The organism is Paenibacillus sp. GM2 (assembly GCF_900069005.2).
In the GTDB taxonomy this organism is placed as follows: domain Bacteria; phylum Bacillota; class Bacilli; order Paenibacillales; family Paenibacillaceae; genus Fontibacillus.
In genome coordinates, this window is the sequence record NZ_LN831279.1 from 3,179,698 (window position 1) to 3,201,609 (window position 21,912).

The window sequence follows — 21,912 nt, forward strand, 5'->3', positions numbered from 1 at the left end:
ATTGCAAACGAACCGTTGCCAGGCGCTCCCCTTATGCATAGCGATCATAAAAGCTGTGCATAAATGAGATGAACTTGTGGAACTCCACCAAAATCAGCTTGCATTATGTATACAAAGAAAAGAAGCCTGCTCCCCGGTTTAAATACCGGAGAACGGGCTTCTTGATGATTCTGTATAGATCTTAGGCTTGCAGACTAGCTTCAACACTTACTTCTTCCTCTGCACTCTCTCTATGCGATAGGAAGTAGGTGAGCGTGATGGCCAAGAATACAATAGCAACTGCAATCAGAATGCCTGTTTGATGCCAGGCAACGCTCATTTCTCCCGAAGAGATTACCGCTTTATAACCTTTGACGCTGTATGTCATTGGCATGAACGGATTAAATGCCTTCATCCAGGAAGGAAGCAGTTCCACAGGGAATGTTCCCGCAGATGTTGTCAATTGGAAGATCAAGAGCAAGATCGCCAGGAAGCGGCCTGGATTGTCGAGCCAAGTGACAAGCGCCTGAATGATGAACATGAAGCACAGGCTAGTAACAAATGAGAACAGATAGAACATTGGAACATTCTGTACTTCAAGCTTCAAACCGTAGAGAACCAATATTACCGCAATTACGGATTGGAACAGGCTCATTCCTGTGAAGGAGAGCGCACGGCTTACGAAGCGATTCCATCCGCTTGCTTCCGATACGGAAGAGCTGCGAAGCGGAACAACCAGCGTCGAGATCAAAGCACCGACGAACAATCCGAGGGACAGGAAGTAGGGTGAGAATCCTGTACCATAGTTCGGCACTTCATTCATCTTCTGCTCTTCCACGTCTACCGGCTGAGCAAACATATCAACAAGAGCATCTGTCTTCTTCACGGAAGACGTCTCATCCGCTGCCTCGTTCAGCTTGCTGGCCAATTCTCCCGAACCTTCGCTCAGCTTGCTTGTGCCATCCTTGAGTTCACCGGCACCTTCATCCAATTGCTTCGAACCATCAGCAAGTGTAGCCACACCGCTAGACAATTGACCCATACCGCCTTCAAGCTTCTTAGCTCCTTCGCTAAGTGCGCCAGCACCTGTTGCCAGCTTGCTGCCGCCGGCTGCTGCTTCATTCAGCTTCGCGCCGAACTGCTTCAGACCGCCTACAAGTTGAGCCTGACCTTCCATCAACTTCGCAGCGCCTTGGCCCAATTGTTCTTGACCTTGAACAAGCTGTTCACTGCCCTGTACAAGCTGTTGTTGTGCACCGTGTAAATCCTTGCTGCCTTTCAACAACTGCTGTTGACCTTGCGCTACTTGCTCACTGCCGGTAGCAACTGCTTGGCTGGCTGCCAGAAGCTGCTTCACTGCAGGATTCGCTGCCAGCTCTGGGCTAGCTTGTGTTAATTGTTCAAGACCTTGGGCAACTGACTTCGCACCTTCTGCAACCTTCGTGCTGCCTTGTGCTGAAGATTCCAGCCCGGTTACCAGCGATGCGCTGCCTTGCTCCGACTGCTTCAAGCCTTGAGCCAGTGTGTTAGCACCTTTCAGTGAAGCATCAAGACCTGCCTTCAATTGATTGCCGCCTTCATTTGCGGCCGTGGCCCCGTTCTGAAGCTGCTTATTGGCAGCCGCCAACTGATTTAAACCGGAAGCCAGAGAGGTTGCACCTGTCTTCAAATCGCTGGCTCCTTTACCTAGGGAACCCACGCCATCCGCCAATGGATTGATGCCATCTTGCAGCTTCACTGAACCATCTACCATTTTGGCCAGGTTCTCTTTCAGCTTCTGAGCGCCTTCATCCAGCTTGACGGCTCCGTCATTGATCTCAGTTGCACCCTTGCCAGCGTCGCCAAGACCACTGGAAATTTTCTCAACCTGATCAAACAGGACATCTGTGTAAGCCTCCGTCACTTTCGCGGACACTTTACTCTTAATTTCCTTCACTGCGGTACCGCCGATTTGTGCGGCCAGGAAGTTGTAAGCCTCATTCGGCTCATAGACGATCTCGGCAGGCTGCGGCTGATCATCCATTAAGGTTGTAGCCTTCTCCGAGAAGTTGCTTGGAATGACAAGCGTCATGTAGTAATCGTTATTCTTCATGCCTTCATCCGCTTGCTCGCGGGTGACGAACTTCCAACCAAAAGCTGCGTTCTTCTTCAGCTCTTCGACCAAATCATTACCTGCTTGTAGCTTCGTTCCTTCATATTCAGCACCGCGATCCTCATTGACAACCGCGACAGGAATTTCATCCATTTTCCCGTACGGGTCCCAAAATGCCTTCAGAAACATTCCGCTATATAATACGGGAATGAACATGACGACAAGAATTGGGATAATCACTTTAGGTTTTTTAAAGGAAGCTGCAAGATCCTTAAAAAATACCGACATTGATTTCATAATCATTTCTCTCCTTATATCCCTGAATCTTATCTCTTATCTCTTTCTCTCATTACCGTACGGGTCCTTTCTTATCTTTGACTATGTCTTGGATAACCCGCCTGATAAAAATATTTGAGAAAATTCTCTGATCTGCTCTTTGCTTAGTGGCTCGTGTATTTTTTTCCAATCCGAAGTTAGCGCAATGTACAGCTTCACAAGCACAAATGCAATGACTTTAGGATCAAACTCGCGAATTTCCCCATGTTTGGCCGCACGATCGATTTGACGCTCCAAGTAATCAAGGATAGCCAGCTCGATCTTCTCCAGGCCCTCACGCGCTTNGTTCCAATCCGAAGTTAGCGCAATGTACAGCTTCACAAGCACAAATGCAATGACTTTAGGATCAAACTCGCGAATTTCCCCATGTTTGGCCGCACGATCGATTTGACGCTCCAAGTAATCAAGGATAGCCAGCTCGATCTTCTCCAGGCCCTCACGCGCTTGCGGCGTTCCAAAATCTCTTACCTCCTGAAACAGCTTCACAAGCAGCTCATGTTCTCTTCTGAATTCCAGAAGTTTATCCATGCTCTGGTACAGATTCTCGAAGAAAGGTCTGTCATCGTGAACCTCTTGTTCCGTAATTTTCTTCATCTCTATAATGACGGAACGAAGAATTTCATCAAACAGTTCCTCCTTATTCGCAAAAAACGTGTAAATCGTGCCCTTGGCGACATTTGCAATTTTAGCTACATGATCCATCGTTGTAGCTTTGTAACCAAACAATGCAAATGATTTTTCTGCCGCTTCAACGATTTGTCTTCTGCGATCCACTACAGCCAAATAAAGCACCTCCTTATCTTAGACTTACTTTTTTCTCAAAAATGACTAAAAGTCCGTTTCGGTCATTTGGTCAATTAAACTTTAGCACGTTCCAAAATGCATTGCAAGTTATTTTTTTCAATTATTTTCAGCGTTTTTCACTGCCATTTTTCTTGGTCTGTATGAAATATCACATAATCTGTATGAAAATAAATTTATTTAGCAAAGGGAATCTCGGCAACCTTCTCATACATCGGCTGGTGATGCATACTTGTTCGATAGATCACCAAGGCATCTATAGTCCATGAACCAAACTGAAGATTAGCCCCGGTAATATCCGTTTCCAGCTTGTATCCTGCACGGTACTTGCGAGCCAGCGTAATATGAGGTCGATAAGGACGGTCCTCCGGGATATATCCCAGCTTCCGGTTCTCTTCAATGACGTTATTTTGCAGCTGCTCCAATAGCTCCAGCTCCCCATGGACTCCTGCCCAGAGAACCCTTGGCTGATCTGCACGTCCGAATGTACCGCAGCCAAGGGCTTCCATATGTATAGGCCGTATATTGGCGACAGCCCTTATGGCAGCTGAGCGAAGCTCATCCAACCGTTCCGGAGACGTATCGCCCAGAAACTGCACCGTTATATGATAATCCTCCTTATGCACCCATTTTTGAAAAAAAAGCTGATCCCTCTGTTCCTTACACCAGTCGGCAATCATCTGCTTAACAGAAGATGGAAGCGGGACCGCGATAAATAGACGCCAAGCTTCTGAATTATTGGACATAAAGTCTCACTCCTTGTGATTTTTTGCTCAAATTTCGTTTTTCCGACACAAAGCGACGATATTCCTTATTATTCCGCAAACAATTCCTCATTATAATGTTGAATAGATGTGCCCACGAGTTCCAACATCATCTTACAATAGATAGGAGATTTATATGGGATTTGCAAAAAAAATAACTATGGCTATTGTTACCCTTCTCGGGTTTATCGGTGCCATTATCGGTGTATTCGGCTATCAGACAACCTACCGTCAGGTAGAGAAGTCCGTTGGTGTCGAAACCGTAGGTTGCGCTAATATTACAACTGGCTTAGTCAATCCTGCCGTCATCGAACTGCTCGCGCGTGGCGATAAGTCCAAGTTGGCTGAAGTAGAACAGCAGTTGAACTGGACGGTAGACCATAAACCCTTGTTTAAGGAAGTCTTTATTCTATCCTTGGATGGCACCATTCTTGCCGCCGACCAACATCTGAAGGAGCGCGGTTATAACGCTGGCGATGCCTTCTATTTCAATCCGGCCGATCGGGATATGATGATGGACATGAAGCATTCCGTGTACACCAAGGTCTATACATATGAGGATACGGAGCTGTTGACAGGATATGGCCCCATCTTCCAGGACAATGATCCTGGCAAGCCTATTGTTGGGCTAATGGCCATCAATTTCGATGCATCGATTATTCAGGACAGAACATGGGAGATCATTACCCTACCATTTGCAATCGGCGCTGCAGTCTTCCTGCTGGCCGCTCTAGTTGTCTATTTCATCATTCATCGGATGATTCGTCCGCTGGAGCATTTATCCAGCCAGGTGAACCAAATTGCACAAGGAGATCTTACGATTACACCTATGGTTCTGAAGAGTAAGGATGAAGTTGGCAAGCTGTCCCGGGATTTCAGCAATATGGTGATCAATCTGCGGAGCCTGATCACCGAGGTAAGCGCCACCTCCATCCAGGTGGCCTCCTCTTCCCAACAGCTGTCCGCCAGCGCGGAGCAAACGGGGACTGCCTCTGAGCAGACTGTTAACATCACCCAGGAACTGGCTGAAGGAGCAGAGAGGCAGCTGCATGATTTGGAGCAGAGCTCGAATACGCTGCGCAGCATGTCCACCTCGACGAAGCATATTGCCCATCTTATGAGCGATGTATCCCAGGCTGCCCAGAACTCCTCGGCTGCTGCCGGACAGGGCGTAGCGTCCATTCAGCAGAGCATTCAGCAAATGAACAAAATGCAAGGGAAAATCAACGAGTTGTCTACAAACATTACTGAGCTCTCCAGTCAGTCCAAAGAAATTCAGAACATTCTGGAGATAATCACTGCAATCGCAGACGAGACTAATCTGCTGGCGATCAATGCCTCAATCGAAGCAGCCCGGGCCGGCGAATATGGCAGCGGCTTCGCCGTGGTCGCTTCATCCGTCGGCAAGCTGGCCGATCGTTCAGCAGCATCAGTGAAGCAGATAGCCGCTCTCATAGGCTACATCGTAACGCAGATGGAAGTGACCGGGACGACGATGGTCGAGACCTCGCGGGAGGTTGAGCTAAGCGCCTCATTGGTACACAATGCCGGTGATTCCTTCGGCGAGATCGAGAACCAGTCCCGAGCAACCGCTGCATCGATCAGCGACATAAATGAAGCTGTTCAACAGCTCTCCGACCAGACGGATCTATTGGTGAAATCGCTGGAGAACATCGTGGAAATTGCCAACAACAATGTCGATAGCGCCCAGTCCATGTCTGCTGCATCTCAGGAGCAGCTTGCGACGATGGAGGAAGTAGATGCCTCGGCCAGCTTCCTGGCCAGTTTATCGGATAAGCTGCACACCTTGATCGAGAAATTCAAGGTATAAGACCCGCAACCTCAATTGGTTTTCTTATCCAAGATGGAATTGTTAAACAACCGCTATACGAAAAAAGGGACCTGCCGCTCAGCGTTAAGGCTGTATGCGGCAGGTCCCTTCCTCATCAATTCATAAGTGAGACGGTGATTAGTTGTTCAAAAAGGCATTAAGCATCCAACGATGTTTCTCAAGAGTAGAAACAACGCCTAACAGCAGGTCGCTTGTTGCTTCATCTCCTACTTCCTCAGCGATGGACATACCTTCGCGCAATTCCTTATCCAGTACTTCAAAGTCAGCTACGATAGCAGCTACCATTTGGTCAGGAGTCTCGTTGCCTGTAGCTTCCTTAATCGTTGCCAGCTCCAGGGATTCACGCAAAGTTGCAACCGGTTTGCCGCCAATAGAGAGCAGACGCTCTGCAATATCATCAATATATCCGGCAGCTTCGTCGTATAATTCTTCGAATTTCACATGCAATGTGAAGAAGTTATGTCCTTTAACATACCAGTGGAAGTTATGCAACTTCGTGTACATGGTTGTCCAGTTTGCGATCAGGAGATTCATTTGTCTTTCCAATGCTTGATTTGCCATTTCTCGTTCCTCCATTCATAATTATAACTGGTTAGATAAACGGTGAAATGTTCGCGTTGTGAAACATTTCTTTAAATTTAGACTAAATCTAAATCCTGTTTATATATTACCACTTCCTTCACACAGATGCAATGATTAAAAGATGAATATCAAATGAATTTGCAGAAAACTGCAATAAACACCTGATTTTGACAGCCATCAACCTAGTTCAAGTTTGCGTTGGAACAGCTGCTCTTATTCACAAAAAAAAGGAACCGGCATCTTTCATTGCCAGCTCCTTCATCTCATTTCAATCCACCGTTAACAAATTGCTTAAAATGCTCGAGGCTACGTTCCAATTGACGGATTCCGTCATCCACAAGACGGCGGTCAATGGCATTCTCCGTATCTACTTGCGGCTTGCGGGCAGCCATAGACATCATCTTCTTCTCTTCTTCCCAAGAAGCCTGTCTGCGCTGAATCTCTTTGTATTTGTCCAGCAGATCCGTAATAATATCGTAGAACCGTTCGTAATCGATAATAATATCATCTAGAAACCGGTCTACCTCTTCTTTCTCATAACCCCTCATTTTCACATCAAAATCTTTCTCATGAATGGTTAGCGCATCCAATTTGATGCCAAGCTGCTTGAACAGACTCTTCTGATCCTCCAGCTTGCGCGCGTAATCATCCTGCATCAGTATCCCTCCATGCCAAAGGCTTGCTTATAGCTGACAATTTCTCCTCTTAAGATAACATAATTACGATCATTTATCGACTTCTCCACTCATACTCACCCTCTACTGCGCGTAAACCCAGAATTATTAATGAGTATTCAGGACTTTGAAAATGTATTCATTTGCAGCGATGTTCTTCAAAATAAAAAAAAGAACACCTCCATATCAGGTGCCCTTGTAAGATCTAGGATTTATTTGATTCTTGAACAGGCTTGACTTCTTGCGGAGTCTCCTCTATGAAATCACCACGTGCCCCTTTTCTGAACTCCTTCAGCATCGTACCGAAGCTGCGCCCAAGTTCCGGAAGCTTGCTCGGACCAAACAACAGCAATGCAGCAATGACCAACAAGAGCAGATGAGACGGACGCAATAAATTCTCTATCACATTTATCACTCCTCCGGTATATCTTATTGAAGATTATACTACATATATTCTCCTAAATGGGAACTAATATTGCAAATTATGCAAAGATTTATTCTCGCTCCCCATCCATAGAGGTACAAGAAACCAATACGGACTCCTGGGCATATGCTGTGGCATCAAGCAAATGTAAAGGAGCGAATATCATGGATTCATACAGTCTGGCTGCTATCGTGATCATCGGCCTGGCCTCCAACCTGGATAATGCCGGTGTGGGGATCGCCTACGGTGTCAGGAAAATCCGCATCCCCTGGTATTCCAATCTGACGATTGCCCTCATCTCCTTCCTGGCTACCCTGCTATCGGGTCTGTTCGGAAGCTGGCTGTCAGTGTGGGTTCAGCCCTGGATTGGGCAGATGATCGGAACCGTCGTAATCGTTGGGGTAGGTATCTGGGTACTGCTGCAGCCTTATCTGGAGAAGAAGCCAGCGCAGCAAGACGATGATGCCAATGCACTAACCCGGCTGCTGCGCAACCCGGAGGAAGCCGACAAGGATAGCTCTCAGTCCATCAGCCTAGGTGAATCAATACTGCTTGGGATTGCTCTGGCAATGAATGCGCTAGCCGGGGGATTCAATGCCGGAATTACCCGCCTTAGTATATGGGGAACCTCTCTATCCGTTGGCATATTCAGCTTCATCCTGTTGGCGCTTTGTGCAGGCTTCGGTCAGAAATTCGCCGCTGAAAAATTCGGCAACCGCGCTACCGTAATCTCAGGAGTCTTGCTAATCCTTATCGGCCTTCACCAGCTTTTCTAAGTATGTATGAACAAGCTATATATACACAATGTCTGCTGCTGCCCCTTATAGTTTCTCAGCATTTGCAAAAATGGGCGCAGCAGCATTAGTTCCTCGCAGAACTTGGCTGTTTAAGTTACAATGATTTAGTAAAATGGTCGTGATGCGAAGTTCATATAAAGGAGCGTCGATATTTTGATGTGGCTAACTCGTTTTGAAGAAGATCTAGGCCTTATTTTCGCACGGGCGGAATCGATTCTTGCCGCTATCGCTGAGGAGTTCAGAAGCCCTGCCCTTAATTATCTGGACAAGTTCCATCCGTTAAAGGAACACCGTTCCAAGAACTATATTTGCTATCTGCTTCCCTACTGGCTCAATGAGGAAATACCTATCGATTCGGACCGTGTACACCAGATCTCTACGGCTAACATTATGGGAATGTTGTACTACCACCTGATCGATGAGACGATGGACAACCCTTCTCTGGTATCGCGATTACAGCTTCCTTTAGCCCAGTTAATTCATTCGGAATTCATTAAAATCTACAGCGAACTCTTCCCCAGTTCCTCGGCATTCTGGACATATTATGATAAGTACATAGGAGAATGGGCCGTCGCGGTAACTTATGAGAATGAGCAGGATTATTTTCAGGTGAATTCCGTTCGCATTGCACATAGAGCGGCACCTGTAAAATTATCCGTCGCAGCGATAATGCTTCTATCCGGGCAGGAAACACGGATCCCCCAAATGGAGGAAGCCGTTGATCTCGTGCTGCTTACAATGCAGATGATTGATGATTGGCAGGATTGGGAGAAGGATCTGATCGAGGGCAGCTATAACTGTCTGCTGTCCATGGTTCAAGCAGATCTTCATTTGTCTGATCGGCGACCTAACGTTGAGGAGATCAAACAGGCGGTATATGTAGAGGGCTGCTTAATCCGCTATTCTGAAAGGGCAGAAAAGCACCATCACTCTCTGTCCCAAATCGGTTCCAGCTTCCCATTGCTCTATGATTTTCACGCCTATCTCTGCGGCCAGTTGAAAGAAATAGTTCAGCAGATTGAAGCAGATCGAAGCCTATTGCAGCGTGGCGGGCTAGAATTCTTGCTTTCTCGACAATTAATGAGAGGCAAATAATAGAAGTTAGTTAATAGATTTGTCGAATATTCCGTGGTATACTGATTAGGAAAATTTAACTATCTTTGAAAGGGTGATATCTATGACATCAGGGTCCGTTCTTCAAAGTCAAGTTATCCAAAGAGCGTGGCAAGATCCCGACTTTAAGGCACAGCTTCTCAAAAATCCAAAAGCAGCTATTCAAGAAGTGCTTGGTGTGATTCTCCCGGACCACATTAAGGTGACCACTGTTGAAGAAAATTCAAATGAGCTCTTTCTAGTTCTGCCGCCTAAACCATCGGATGTCATGAAATCAGATGAAATCAAACCGAATGCAATTTGGGGCTCATAAAAAATTGTTAAAAAGAGGGGTTGGACCCCGGGGTGTAAATGGCTTCCTTTAGATGATCACTGAAGGAAAGCTGACACACACCTCGGTTCCAACTCCTTTTGTACTTGTAAAGGAGATTTTCCCCTGCATAACCTCAATAATTCTGAAGGTGACCATCAGACCTAAACCTGTCCCCTTTGTTTTGTTCGAGAAATACGGCTCGCCCAGACGGGCTAGTACCCCAGGATCCATCCCCTCACCATTATCCTTAATGTGAATATAAACCTTTCCATTATCCCCATGGGCCCAAATCTCAATTTCTCCATCAACATCGAGTGCCTCGATGCTGTTCTTGATAATATTAATGAAAGCTTGCTTGAATTTTGAGGAACTTCCCCTAATATGCAAATCACTTGGAATATGCACCGTTATTTTTCCGCCCTGCAGATTCACCAACGGCATGAGAATTCCTTCGATATGAATAAACTCCTCCAATACATTAAGGGTTGTGACCTTCCCAGCTTCTGGCTTAGCAAAGGTCAAAAAATCAGTAATAATCAAAGCTGCCCGATCCAATTCATCAAGAGCCATATTCAAATATAACTGATTCGACGACGAATTTTTCTCAGATAAGAGTTGCAGAAATCCTCGGGTAACCTGAAGCGGGTTACGAACCTCATGTGCCACGGAAGCTGCTAGTTCACTTATGATTTCCATCTTCTCCGAACGCTGGAGCTCATTATTGAACATCTCCAGTTGTCTTGAATATTCAACGATTTGTTCATGATTACGAGCAAAGCGTTTTCCCATAATAACAATCAACGATATTAGGAAGCTAACCACTCCCCATTTCCATAAAAATAAATCATAATATTCCGCCTTCAAGTAGAACCAAAACAACTCACCCAGCCCCAAAACGGCAAAAATAGCAAACCCTACTGAGAATATAAGTGCTTCTTTGCTGCCCCTCTTTGCGTAAAAAATTGCAGTAGTGATCAAAATGATAAACTGTACCATCATTATGAGACCAAGCAGCGTTGCTGAGGCAATTCTATACAGATCGTAAATATGATTATGGGTGAATATATTAATCAACATTAGAGCGGTACATAATAATGAATAACCAATTTGGAAGGTTCGAAATTTACGAATCAATGAGCGATAACCACTGCCTATAACTTTTTCGAAGAAGAAAGAAAAGGAAGGTAGCAATATAAACAAGGATAAATCGAACAAAATCACGTATATACTTCCGTACTCGCCATATGTAGAATACAAAAATGATGAATATGTAATCATGATGAATCCACAAGATAAGATGACTAAACAAAGAGAAACCCAAGTTGCAGCATATTCTGAATTTAAAAAGATAGCGCAAATTAGCATAGTAAATGCAATAAACATTAGGCTACTGCCGATAATAAAATCACTTAAGCTATTTTTGACATACATATTATGTAACTTATAAAAATCACCGACATATACCTCACTCTGAATACCAATTCTAACCGGCGACCTAATGCCAAGATATATCGGATCTTCCTTATTTATACTATCAGATGGCAATAGGACAACATTAACCCCATACTTGTATTCTCTATGGGATTCATAAATCTTGTGATCTCCTTGTTTCGCAATAATATCGTAACCATAAATCTTCTTGAACAGGATTGCTTTTCCCTCTGAATTAACAGGCGCCTTAATCCTGACCCACTGCGAAACCGCGCCTTCTGGTCTAGCCAGAGCCTTATTATCCGACCTTACGTTGATCCAGTCATTCTCCTTCTCCAGCTGCTCGACAGTCATTCCCGGATCAAAATGATCCGTCCATAAAACCTGCCACTCATCAATCGTCTGCTCCGCACTCTTTTTATTATTTGTACTTTCAATAAAGAAGACACTGAAAACCGCTACTACCATAACAAATACAGTGGCTACTACTTTTACCAGACCTTTCATCTCAGCACCTCTAACCCTAAATTCACAAGCTAAGAAGTTACAATATATAATTCGATACTTTCCGCGCTAAACCTTCAATAAAATGGAAAAATTCATAATAAGATCAGTCCGTATCCAATATGTAACAAACAAAACTATTTTAACGTGATTGCCGCATTTAATCCATGAATTCTTTTGGGTATTATACACACAGGTTACCTATATATTGGAAATGACAAATTCCTCCCCGAGTCCCCTCATCTTATCCTTTTCGATATAAGACAGCAACCACCGCTTAAATTTAGCTCACCTTGTTTCCTTGATATGTCTAAGTACCGAGAAAAAAAGCCTCTGACAACGTCAACGCTGCCAGAAGCTATCGGAATATAATCAATTCTATTCTCTCAATATCATTTCCTACCAAGTTCAATACGAATCGCTGCGAATTGACCGTCCCGGACTTGCTCTGCCAGCTTGCCGCTGATGACGGGACCGTCTACTTGGACAGTATCACCGTTCTGCTGTTTCAAGACGATAGACTGAACCGTAACCCCGTCTGGGCCATACGTATTGCCTCTGCCCGGATTATGATAAGTTACTTCCGTCGTTCCCAGGAATTTAAACGCAACTTCAGCCTGTTCATTGAACAGCCAGCCCGGTAGTGATGGTGCGAAGGCGAGCTGCAGCTCTTTCCCTTGCATTCGGAACACATGTGGACCCGCCATCATCATCATCCATATACTGATAAACTCAGCCGTAGATCCACTAAGTCTGGCCACAAATCCCCGACCATGCACCTTAGGGTCCGGATTGACACTGGTCGCGATAAAGGATGAGTTTTCCAGCGTACTGCGGCCATAAACCGCCGGATCAAGGAACGGAATTAATGAGGTTCTCATCTCATGGAAGAACTGCTCCTGCAGCCCGCTCTTCAGCAGTGCAAGCAGATATTTATAGCTCATATGAAGAAAGACGGATTCCCGCTCCAGCCAGCCTGCGGTGAAAGCACGGATTCGTCCGATTTCATGGCTTTCCCCATCGAGACTCACCGAGGTCTTATACATCTGGATCTTATCATCGAACAGATCGCTGCGGCGGATATGCTCATAAGCCTTTCTCGCTTCTTCCGGGTCATTTAGCGTCTTCATCCAGCGTGCTGGCCCCTCAAGGAAATGGGGGAGCGGTCTTGGATCAAGCCGCTTAACCCGGGCTTTCGGCAAGCCGTAGCCGCTAATGACAGGCTGACCCAGCTCATCAACGACTGCTTCATATTCAACCGCCTCATATACAAAATAGGTTGGTGTTAATCCCTCCCCAAACTGGATTGCCAGCTTAATGCCCTGATCAAGCTTCTGTTCCATTTGGCAATAGATCGGCAGCAATTCCCCTGCCTTCAGCATGACTTCCTCTCCGCTGATGCCGAACCGAATCTCTTCACGATAATGCTCCCGGGCCGAGGCCACTTGATCCCAATAATCGAATTCCGTTAACTCACCTGACAGATTCCGCGCTAAATATTCGGCTACTTTCTGGAGAAGTGTGAACATTTCCTTAGGCACTGCAAGGATTTGGTCTGGCGATTCCGCAGCCGACTCCAACACAAATTTTACAATCCGGGTTAATTCGAAGGTCTCACTCATACCCGAGCCCAATAAACCTGGCAAGCCATTCATCGCATCGTTCCAGCCGGGCTTATTGCCTTCCATCTCGATCCCCATTCCATAAGGATCCAGGGTGGCGAACTTCACCAGGGAGAGCGACAACAGCTTAACGAACAGATTCGTACGATATACCTCTCCGCTGCCGCAGCCGGTTCTCAGCCAGTTGGTATGCTTCAGCGACAATCCAAGCTTTTGCATTTTCTCATCATCATGAACCGTCGCCCCATACTGGCGAACCTGACCGCCATTCAGCACATATTTCTCACTACGCGGCAGAACGCGAACCGGGCTGTCGAAGAAGGTGTATTCCTTCTCCTCAAACAGCATCTCCGCCTTGTGATCCGGGAAAATATCCAGATAGCTGTCGATCAGATCCATATTATAGGTCCAGTGATCCGACCAATAACCTTCGCCAAAGGAGGCCTCTATATTCTGAACCGCCAGCTTCAAAATTCCACTAAGCAGTTCTTCCTCACTGGTCTTCAGCTTTACACTACGGCTGGCAGCATAAGTGATAATCTGGCCGGGAGTGAACTTGCCAAGGCAAATCGTCTCCAGCTCCTGCCGATGAGAATGAAGCGCCTCCTCCAGCCATTCCCGCAGCTGTGCTGCCTTGTCAGCTGGTACTTGGAAGCTGGTACCCTCCACACTTAATGGATTATAACCGTCAGCCTGAATCAGACTGAAGAAAGTCCTGATATTAAACGTGCCAACCTGTGGGTTGAAGTAGATATCACTGCGCCGGTTCTGATTCGCATCGCGGAAGTTCCCGTTGCCTTGGGAATAAAATTCCGGTGCAATCGAGAAGAAGTTGTAGTCCCGCTCAAGATCCCCATGTTTGCGGGAATATAAATGGATAACGTAGCCCTCTTTGCCATTATCAAAAATGAACGGATACCCTCCGCGCAGGAAATTATCAAGGTAGCTCTGCCTGCTATAGGCGTCGAACAGGGGCTCAGCCGTTTTTGTAGCAATATCCTCGGTTAATTCCTCGGTCAGCTTGCTCGCTTCCGCATACTTTAATTCCACATAAGCCGGGGAAGCGATCGAGGATACCTTCCGGTTTAAGCGATCCAGACTATCTATATTTCCGATCAAGCTATAAATAACCGTACTCTGTCCAGGTTGCAGCGTCACTTCCGTTCCGCTGAAGCCACATGGCACTTTATTCGTACAGTATTGGGTCTCCCGCTTAAGATCAGCAACCGAATGCTCTGCAAAGCGATCTGGATAACCAAGCGAGGTATTGTCGCCGAAGATAATCTCAAAATCAGCGATCGGCCGGATCAACTGACCTTCTTCGTTGAAAGATAAATAGAAGTGGCCGTTCTTCACCTCACTGACCTCCGCTTCGTCCCCTGTACTGGAACGGACGCGGTAATATGGAACGCCTTGATCCAGGTTCTCGACCTCCATCCAGCTGCGCAGCAGATTGCCGATCTCCTTATAGCCTGAGTTCTCTACACCGTACGGCAGTATTTCCGGCATCCCGTCCAGAGCTTCCAGATGAATTGGCCGCCCGGAAATATTCGTCAGCTCAACCTTGCGCACAAGCGCTGCGAAGTCATCATTAGGAATATGAAAATAAGTGACCTGGGTCTGCAAGCCTTTGGATGAGTGAACCTCTGTTATGCTAATATTGTTGGAACGGATTTCCATTCTGCGCACAGCATCCTTGTCCGGAGCGGCGCTCTGGAACGGCTCATAGATAGAGTCCTGTCCGTCCATCTTGATGAATGTACGGAACCCTTTCATCGATACCGACTGGTAGGAGATGCTGGCCGGGGAAAATTCCATAATCGGACTGTTCTTGTCGCGAATCCCGAAGCTGCATACGGCCTGGCCGCGGTTCACATAGAACGTCCACATCGGAATCCCTTTTAGCCCGGCAATCCCTGGCAGGAAGCTGGAGAATGGCTTCGCTTGATCAAACTGCTCGATAACAAATGCATTGTCCTTGAACATAAAATTAGGCATAAATAATTGCACCCCTATCGTATTTACTTGATGATATATGTCGCGATCGAATGTGCCGGGAGCACTTCGGAGACCCCTTCTGATCCCAGAATAAGCGAGAACGCTTGCTGCTCGTCTGTTTCATTCATGACCACAGCGGCTATACCTCCGTCCGGATTGCGGAATGCCGTCGCACCGAGGGCTGCATTCCCGCAGCTCACACCGATTCGCACCGCACCAGGTAGGATATATTTGCTGAAATGGCCGATATAGTAGTAGGAAATATTGTAATGAAGCGTATCTGTCTTCGTATCAGCAATAATGGGTGCATCGCACAAGTTGTTGACATGGTTCGGACCGCCGGTCTCATCGAGAACCAGATTCCAGTCCAGATAGCCCTCTGTCCATTGGTTCAGGTCTCCGATCATATTACGACCATAATGCTCACCATTTGACCAGCTGCCGAACTTAGCTCCCCCTTCCTTGCAACCCTCCGTGAATAGCAGATGCTTATCCGGGAACAGATCATGGACCTTGCCGACATTCTCGAATTCCTCACTGACATACCAGTGGAACCCGGTTCCCCATACATACTTGGCAGCCTCCGGGTCGGAGAGCACCGCCGATGCCCGTTCGACCATCAGATCGCGGTTATGGTCCCAGATCAGGATATTCACATCCGGCAATCCTTCGCGATGCATTGTAGGGCCAAGGTAATCGCGCACGAAATCGCGTTCCTCCTCGCCGCTGTATATACAGGAGTCCCAAGTCTGCACTGCAGCCGGTTCATTTTGAACAGTAATCCCCCAGATTGGAACGCCTTCCTCGCGATAGGCCTTGATGAACTTGGTATAATACAGCGCCCATACATCCCGGAATTCAGGCTTCAATTGGCCGCCGTTATTCATCTCTCCATTCGTCTTCATCCATGCCGGCGGACTCCAAGGCGATGCAAGCATCGTAATATCCTGCCCTGCTGTCTTCACAGCATCATGGATTAGCGGAAGAACCCATTTCCGGTCTCTGGAAATATCGAAGCTGTTCAGCTCTGTATCGTTGTCCTCCACATACGTGTAGTTCTCAAGTGCGAAGTCACAGCTATGGATATGCACCCTGCCGATCGTATAGCCCAGACCCTGTTTCGGATCAAAATAACTGCGGATGACTTCATCCCTCTTCTCCGGGTTTATACGCGACAGTGTATAAGCAGCCGCCTCGGTAAACGCCCCTCCGAATCCAAGGATCGTCTGGAACTGCTGCTCTGGATCAAGCTTGATTGCCGATGGCGCTAATTCACTGCTAACGCTTGCAATCTGTCCCTGAAATGCAAGCCTCTCTCCTGAATCACGTGCGGTTAATACCTTAGACCAACTAGCCATGTTCATCTCTCCTTTTCATTGTTATCACTAAATCGAAACCGGTTTCGATTTTCGTTAAAAAAAAGGGAAACCGGAACCTCATAGCGGACGGCATGATTCCCGGATTACCAATTCAACTGGAATAACAGCCTGTTGTATTTCTGTTCCGCCTTCTATGCAATAGATTAACATGTCAGCGGCGCGCTTGCCAAGTACATATGTATCCTGCCGGACTGTAGTTAAGGCCGGTGTTAAATATTTTGCCATTTCTATATCGTCAAAGCCAACTACTGAAATATCTTCCGGCACCGAAAGACCATGTGCTTTAATGGCATCCATTGCGCCAATTGCAAAATTGTCCCCAGCCACGAAGACAGCTGTTGGCAAGGTATCCAACTTCAGCAGCTCCTCCATCGCAATTCGCCCGGATTCCACCGTATAATCATAACTTCCCTGTACAATGCGCTGCGGTAGAACCGACAGGCCCAATTTCTGCATCCCCTGCATATAGCCCTGCAGACGCTTTTCGCCGGCAAAGGTCTGACCGCCGTTAATATAGGCGATATCCCGATGACCCAGCGAGTATAAGTATTCAATTGCCTCAATACTTCCCGCCACATTATCCGAGTAAACGGTGCTCTTGCTGTCCGACTCCTGATCCAGCAGCACACAAGGGATATCGGATTCCAATAGTTCGATGAAATAGGGATCCGTATAATCCGGCAGCACAATGACAACGCCGTCAACGCCACGAATTTTACAATGCTCCAAATAACCGCTCTTCTTGCCGCCGATATCCTTGGAGACAAACATCAGGTCATATCCTTTGGAAGTAGCTACCTTCTTGAACCCCTCGATTACCCCACCGAAGTAAGGATGGAGGAGTCCAACCCCAGAAGTTTCAATGAACAAGATGCCGATCGTCCATGACCGCTTCGTCGTTAATGACCGGGCATGAGCATTTGGCAAATAGCCCAGCTCCTCAGCCGTATCCATAATGATTCGTCTCGTCTTCTGGCTAACATCGGAATAACCGTTAAATACCTTGGAGACTGTCGTCGGTGAGAACCCTGTTTTTTTGGCAATATCATAAATGGTAACTATCCTTCTCGCCTCCTGTATCGTCCGCACGATTCATGGAAATTGTAGTCGTCCTCCACTTTGAAGTCAATAGCCAGTGCACAATATATGCATCTTGGTCAAGGAGCAAATTTCTTGGTTGAACCCGGGAAATCCGGGGCAAACTTCCCATATGACCAACCCATCACACTTATAGATTATATACAGGAGGAACTTCATCATGGACGACTACCCGAAGACGACTGGTGATCTTGTCTACGAGCAATATAAGCTGCTTGCAGAATACCGCTTCGAGAACGATATCCCGCGTGACGATGCACTCCCTTTCGATACCCGAATTACCCAGGGTATAAGTGAACCCGGGCCTGAGGACAGCAGCGGCGAGGATCGCGAAGAATCCTTCCCCGATGTTCCCGATGCCGACGCGATCCAGTCGGATACCCCTGTAGATCCAGCCGCCCCCGACATCGATACGACGATGCACGGTATAGATCTCTTGAACGGCTACAATGGAGATGAAGCAGAAGAAGAGCGTGAGTAACAAAAACCGGGCTAGAGGAATGCAACGCACATTCCTCTAGCCCGGTTTTCTTTTTTTATTCCCTGGCCATTCCTACCTGAGTCCTCCCGTTGTCGGACTGTGCTCCTTAACGCCTCGGCGAATTGCGACAACATCGCATTCCCCGCCGAATGTCCGTAGGTATCATTCACTTTTTTGAAATAATCAATATCCATGATCATTAAAGAGAAGAGGCTAATAGAAAGAGGTTCAGCGGAATCGTTAAGATATTTCAGTATGATGTACACGAATAATCCAACAATGCTATAGCAAAACACAAATATAATCCATGTGATCCAATTCTGATTTTCAAACATAAGATTAACGGAGGACGTAAGCAAGGTTAATCCAAGCGTCCAGCCCCATCTGCTTAATGAAGGCTCTTTGCGGCGGATCATTGAATGGCGAACTCCCGGAAATCGATAAATACCGCTTCCTCCATCGGGAAATATAGTACATCAGCATAATGCCCAGCACACTACGGATAAGCCCGCTTAACCGTTAAAAGGGTAAAGTTGTTAATTATATTCTCAATCATAGCTGGGTAGATCACTCCATAGAAACAAAAATCCAGGCAGTGTAGCACAGCCAGGATTTCAGGGTAATAGTAAGCATACCCTATAAAGAGATGAAAATAATCGCAAGGCTGGTGTGGGATTTTCTATTTCACAACAATTTTTTGGAACATCCCCCATTTCCTAAGCATCCATATTTTTGAATCAAGGGAGGACATTTCATGCCTGATTATCGCATCATTGTGGATATATCGGATCGACAGCTCTACTTGCTGGACGGGGATACAGTAGTCAAGGGGTACCCGATCGGCGTGGGCAAGATGCTCACGCCAACTCCCATTGGCGACTATGTGATTATTAACAAACAGCCTAATCCCGGAGGTCCCTTCGGCGCTTTCTGGATGGGGTTGTCCAAGCCGCATTATGGCATTCATGGGACGAATGATCCCTCCTCGATCGGTCATATTGTCTCCCATGGCTGTATCCGTATGTTCAATAGTGATGTATTGGAGCTCTCTTCCCTAGTACCGATTGGAACCCGAGTGACGATACGAGGCTAGCTGGGGGGCAAAAGTATTCGCTTTGGGGAACACTCATGATATAATGACTGCAGTTATTTAGAAAGGACGGGGAGCCGGTTTGGACAGCATGGCTGCAGCTACACATGATCCTATCGATATATGTCTTCTGGCAGGAAGAATCATGCTGCAAAGCGGAGCAGAGACGTATCGGGTGGAGGATACGATGATTCGAATCGCCGATGCATTAAATCTGACCCCTTCGCAAAGCTATGTTACCCCTACCGGCATTATCTTTCAGTGCGGAGAGGAGCAGCAAGCGAAGCTGATCCGGATACAGGACAGGACAACGGACCTGCAAAAGGTATCCAGGGTGAACGATATCTCCAGGAAATTATGCAGTCATGCACTATCCGTTGATGATGCCTATAAGCTATTGACTGAGGTCGATACCGTAAACCAGGCTTATCCCGTATGGGTACAAATTGCAGCCGCAGCTCTATCAAGCGGTTGCTTTACTTATATGTTCAAAGCGGGTTTATCCGATTTTATCCCCGGAGTGCTATGCGGCGGACTGGGATTTTCGGCGTTCATTTTGCTGCATCGCTGGGTCAAGGTAAGGTTTTTTGCCGAATTTGTCGCCTCCCTGTTGATCGGACTGCTCGCGTTCCTGCTCGTCTCTATTGGAGTCGGTTCCCAGCTGGACAAGATTATTATTGGCTCCGTGATGCCGCTTGTACCTGGTCTGCTGATTACAAATGCAGTCAGGGATTTGATGGCCGGCCATTTGGTCTCGGGTTTGTCCCGAGGTGCGGAAGCTTTTCTGACCGCCTTTGCGATTGGTTCAGGTGTCGCCGTGTTATTCACGATATTCTAATTTGCCGGAAAGGGAAGGCTTGATTGATATATGACGCTTATTCTTCAGCTTATTACCAGCTTCCTTGCCAGCGCCGCATTCGTCGTTATCTTCAATGCGCCGCGGCGCACCTTACTGCAGTGCGGTTTGTCCGGGATGTTAGGCTGGGCAGCTTACTATTTGCTAACCCCCCGCATCGATACGATATTTGCCACCGTCACAGCCACTTTCATCGTCGGGGTGATCAGCCAGTTCTTCGCCCGAATCTACAAGAAGCCTGTTATTATTTTTAGCGTTGCCGGAATCATTCCTCTCGTTCCCGGGGGTCTGGCCTACGACGCGATGCGCAGATTCGTGGAAAATAATTATGATGCAGCTATTCAGCTTGCAGCCCAGGCATTTCTGATCTCCGGCTCCATTGCTATCGGACTTGTCATATCCGAAGTGCTGAATCAGCTAATTCGCAAACTCCCCATCCGGGTACCCAATAAGCTCCGCAACAAATAGACCCCAGTTCCCTTCTTCTAGGCACAAAAAAACCGTTTCTTAGGCCATTATGAGATAAAACTCATTTTGACCTCGAAGACGGTCTCTTCGGTGATAGATAGACGGTACATACATTCAGGTTGTGATTGCGCCAAGTTGCTTAATCATTCTGAGCATTAACACTCAGAACAAATCCGATCGCTATCATATTGGTAAGTAAGGAGCTGCCCCCGTAACTGATAAACGGCAAAGAAATACCTGTCAACGGCAAAATCCCGATATGCATACCGATATTAACAGAAACTTGAAATACCAACATGCCAATAAAACCGATCACAATATATGCTCCGGATCGCTCTTTGCTGTCCATTGCTACATTAATCATACGATATACAAGTGCAAAATAAAGCAGCAGCAGCACGGAGGAACCTATGAAACCAAATTTCTCGCCGATCACTACATATATGGAATCGGAATATACGTAGGGAATAAACCCTTTGCGTATATAATAGCCATCACTTCCGCTTAATCCGCCCGTACCGATTGCCGTCATGGAATTTTTCACATGCCAGGATTTGTCGGGATCGCTGGACGGATCAAGAAACGTTTGGATTCTCGACATCTGATGGGGTTCCACGATCTTCAACAACAATTCATAATTGGCATAGTAGAGCCAAAGTACGGTACAAATGATTATAATAACGATCCCGATAAACAAAATCATATAGATGGAACGAATGTTGCCAACCCATACCATGCTCATTACAATCCCTAAAAATACCAGCGCAGTGCCTAAATCCGGCTGCTTCATGACCAGAACAAAGGGAATCAAAAAAACGCAACCGATCGGCAATAAATCCTGTAAAAAACGAAGCGGCCGCCCTTCCCTCTTACCTAATAGATGGGCAATCAGCAAAACCGTAAATATTTTGGCCATCTCGGAAGGCTGGATCTGGAATTGTCCGATACTGATCCAGCGGACCGCTCCATTTATATTATGTCCGGCAAATTTGACCAGAATAAGCATCAGGATGCCAATTCCATACAAAATATAAGACACCTTGCCGAGCAAAAAACGATAATCTATTATGGACAGGCCCAGCATAGGAATACAAAAAGCTGCAAAAAAATAAATATTGTATAAATAAATGCCGTCTAAATGCGTACCCTGTGTGGCTTCATATATCGCAACCGTCCCGATGGCAACAAGGCAGCAAACGATAAACAACGTGGACATATCCAGTTTCGAAATTTGACGGAATTTAATCATAAGGCCAAC

19 protein-coding genes and 1 pseudogene are annotated in these 21,912 nt (G+C 46.6%); 8 read left to right on the forward strand and 12 right to left on the reverse strand.

What is annotated here, in order from left to right; all coding sequences use genetic code 11:
* Positions 1-181: 181 nt before the first annotated feature.
* From BN1360_RS24065 to thpR, 3 genes and pseudogenes are all read right to left on the reverse strand, one after another.
* A complete protein-coding gene (locus BN1360_RS24065; protein ID WP_068782361.1) occupies positions 182-2,368 on the reverse strand; it encodes a YhgE/Pip family protein in 2,187 nt (728 codons plus the stop codon).
* 291 nt (positions 2,369-2,659) lie between these two features.
* Positions 2,660-3,190, reverse strand: a pseudogene (locus tag BN1360_RS24070) (TetR/AcrR family transcriptional regulator); the annotation flags it as partial.
* 194 nt (positions 3,191-3,384) lie between these two features.
* Positions 3,385-3,954 carry an RNA 2',3'-cyclic phosphodiesterase gene (gene thpR, locus BN1360_RS24075; protein ID WP_068782362.1) on the reverse strand — a complete coding sequence of 190 codons (570 nt, stop codon included), beginning with the start codon at positions 3,952-3,954 and terminating at the stop codon, positions 3,385-3,387.
* Between the two features lie 154 nt (positions 3,955-4,108).
* Between thpR and BN1360_RS24080 the strand changes: the two genes are divergently transcribed.
* Positions 4,109-5,803 carry a methyl-accepting chemotaxis protein gene (locus BN1360_RS24080; protein ID WP_068782363.1) on the forward strand — a complete coding sequence of 565 codons (1,695 nt, stop codon included), beginning with the start codon at positions 4,109-4,111 and terminating at the stop codon, positions 5,801-5,803.
* 138 nt (positions 5,804-5,941) lie between these two features.
* Here the strand turns inward: BN1360_RS24080 and BN1360_RS24085 are convergent, their stop codons facing one another.
* The 3 genes from BN1360_RS24085 to BN1360_RS24095 form a co-directional block, all read right to left on the reverse strand.
* Entirely contained in the window at positions 5,942-6,385 is a 444-nt protein-coding gene (locus BN1360_RS24085; RefSeq protein ID WP_068782364.1) for a Dps family protein, read from the reverse strand.
* A 284-nt stretch (positions 6,386-6,669) separates the two neighbouring features.
* Complete coding sequence (locus tag BN1360_RS24090; RefSeq protein ID WP_068782365.1) at positions 6,670-7,062, reverse strand: DivIVA domain-containing protein; 393 nt, start codon at positions 7,060-7,062, stop codon at positions 6,670-6,672.
* 223 nt (positions 7,063-7,285) lie between these two features.
* Complete coding sequence (locus tag BN1360_RS24095) at positions 7,286-7,486, reverse strand: twin-arginine translocase TatA/TatE family subunit (RefSeq protein WP_068782366.1); 201 nt, start codon at positions 7,484-7,486, stop codon at positions 7,286-7,288.
* A gap of 182 nt (positions 7,487-7,668) precedes the next feature.
* On the opposite strand from BN1360_RS24095, the gene ytaF reads away from it, so the two are divergent.
* The 3 genes from ytaF to BN1360_RS24110 all read left to right on the forward strand — a co-directional run bounded on the left by ytaF (position 7,669) and on the right by BN1360_RS24110 (position 9,727).
* On the forward strand, positions 7,669-8,280 hold the full coding sequence (gene ytaF, locus BN1360_RS24100; protein ID WP_068782367.1) for a sporulation membrane protein YtaF: 612 nt from the start codon (positions 7,669-7,671) through the stop codon (positions 8,278-8,280).
* Positions 8,281-8,457: 177 nt separating this feature from the next.
* Positions 8,458-9,396 (forward strand): hypothetical protein, encoded by a 939-nt coding sequence (locus BN1360_RS24105; protein WP_229521150.1) that lies wholly within the window; start codon positions 8,458-8,460, stop codon positions 9,394-9,396.
* An 82-nt stretch (positions 9,397-9,478) separates the two neighbouring features.
* Entirely contained in the window at positions 9,479-9,727 is a 249-nt protein-coding gene (locus tag BN1360_RS24110) for an NHLP leader peptide family RiPP precursor (RefSeq protein ID WP_068782369.1), read from the forward strand.
* Between the two features lie 48 nt (positions 9,728-9,775).
* On the opposite strand, the gene BN1360_RS24115 is transcribed toward BN1360_RS24110, so the two are convergent.
* The 4 genes from BN1360_RS24115 to BN1360_RS24130 all read right to left on the reverse strand — a co-directional run bounded on the left by BN1360_RS24115 (position 9,776) and on the right by BN1360_RS24130 (position 17,723).
* A complete protein-coding gene (locus tag BN1360_RS24115; RefSeq protein ID WP_068782370.1) occupies positions 9,776-11,665 on the reverse strand; it encodes a sensor histidine kinase in 1,890 nt (629 codons plus the stop codon).
* Positions 11,666-12,054: 389 nt separating this feature from the next.
* The gene (locus tag BN1360_RS24120; RefSeq protein ID WP_068782371.1) at positions 12,055-15,282 is read right to left on the reverse strand and encodes a cellobiose phosphorylase; all 3,228 of its coding nucleotides are present in this window, start codon (positions 15,280-15,282) and stop codon (positions 12,055-12,057) included.
* Positions 15,283-15,305: 23 nt separating this feature from the next.
* Positions 15,306-16,640, reverse strand: coding sequence for a glycoside hydrolase family 30 protein (locus tag BN1360_RS24125; RefSeq protein WP_068782372.1), 1,335 nt, complete (start codon positions 16,638-16,640; stop codon positions 15,306-15,308).
* Positions 16,641-16,718: 78 nt separating this feature from the next.
* A complete protein-coding gene (locus tag BN1360_RS24130; RefSeq protein ID WP_068782558.1) occupies positions 16,719-17,723 on the reverse strand; it encodes a LacI family DNA-binding transcriptional regulator in 1,005 nt (334 codons plus the stop codon).
* Positions 17,724-17,919: 196 nt separating this feature from the next.
* Between BN1360_RS24130 and BN1360_RS24135 the strand changes: the two genes are divergently transcribed.
* Complete coding sequence (locus tag BN1360_RS24135; protein ID WP_068782373.1) at positions 17,920-18,240, forward strand: hypothetical protein; 321 nt, start codon at positions 17,920-17,922, stop codon at positions 18,238-18,240.
* An 11-nt stretch (positions 18,241-18,251) separates the two neighbouring features.
* Here BN1360_RS24135 and BN1360_RS26335 read toward each other — a convergent pair whose 3' ends face one another.
* Positions 18,252-18,656, reverse strand: coding sequence for a diguanylate cyclase (locus BN1360_RS26335; protein ID WP_068782374.1), 405 nt, complete (start codon positions 18,654-18,656; stop codon positions 18,252-18,254).
* Between the two features lie 338 nt (positions 18,657-18,994).
* On the opposite strand from BN1360_RS26335, the gene BN1360_RS24145 reads away from it, so the two are divergent.
* The 3 genes from BN1360_RS24145 to BN1360_RS24155 all read left to right on the forward strand — a co-directional run bounded on the left by BN1360_RS24145 (position 18,995) and on the right by BN1360_RS24155 (position 20,654).
* Complete coding sequence (locus tag BN1360_RS24145) at positions 18,995-19,333, forward strand: L,D-transpeptidase (RefSeq protein WP_068782375.1); 339 nt, start codon at positions 18,995-18,997, stop codon at positions 19,331-19,333.
* A gap of 88 nt (positions 19,334-19,421) precedes the next feature.
* On the forward strand, positions 19,422-20,168 hold the full coding sequence (locus BN1360_RS24150; RefSeq protein ID WP_068782376.1) for a threonine/serine exporter family protein: 747 nt from the start codon (positions 19,422-19,424) through the stop codon (positions 20,166-20,168).
* A gap of 30 nt (positions 20,169-20,198) precedes the next feature.
* The gene (locus tag BN1360_RS24155; protein WP_068782377.1) at positions 20,199-20,654 is read left to right on the forward strand and encodes a threonine/serine exporter family protein; all 456 of its coding nucleotides are present in this window, start codon (positions 20,199-20,201) and stop codon (positions 20,652-20,654) included.
* Positions 20,655-20,793: 139 nt separating this feature from the next.
* On the opposite strand, the gene BN1360_RS24160 is transcribed toward BN1360_RS24155, so the two are convergent.
* Positions 20,794-21,903: an FtsW/RodA/SpoVE family cell cycle protein gene (locus BN1360_RS24160; RefSeq protein ID WP_068782378.1), complete on the reverse strand. Its 1,110-nt coding sequence runs from the start codon at positions 21,901-21,903 to the stop codon at positions 20,794-20,796.
* Positions 21,904-21,912: the final 9 nt, after the last annotated feature.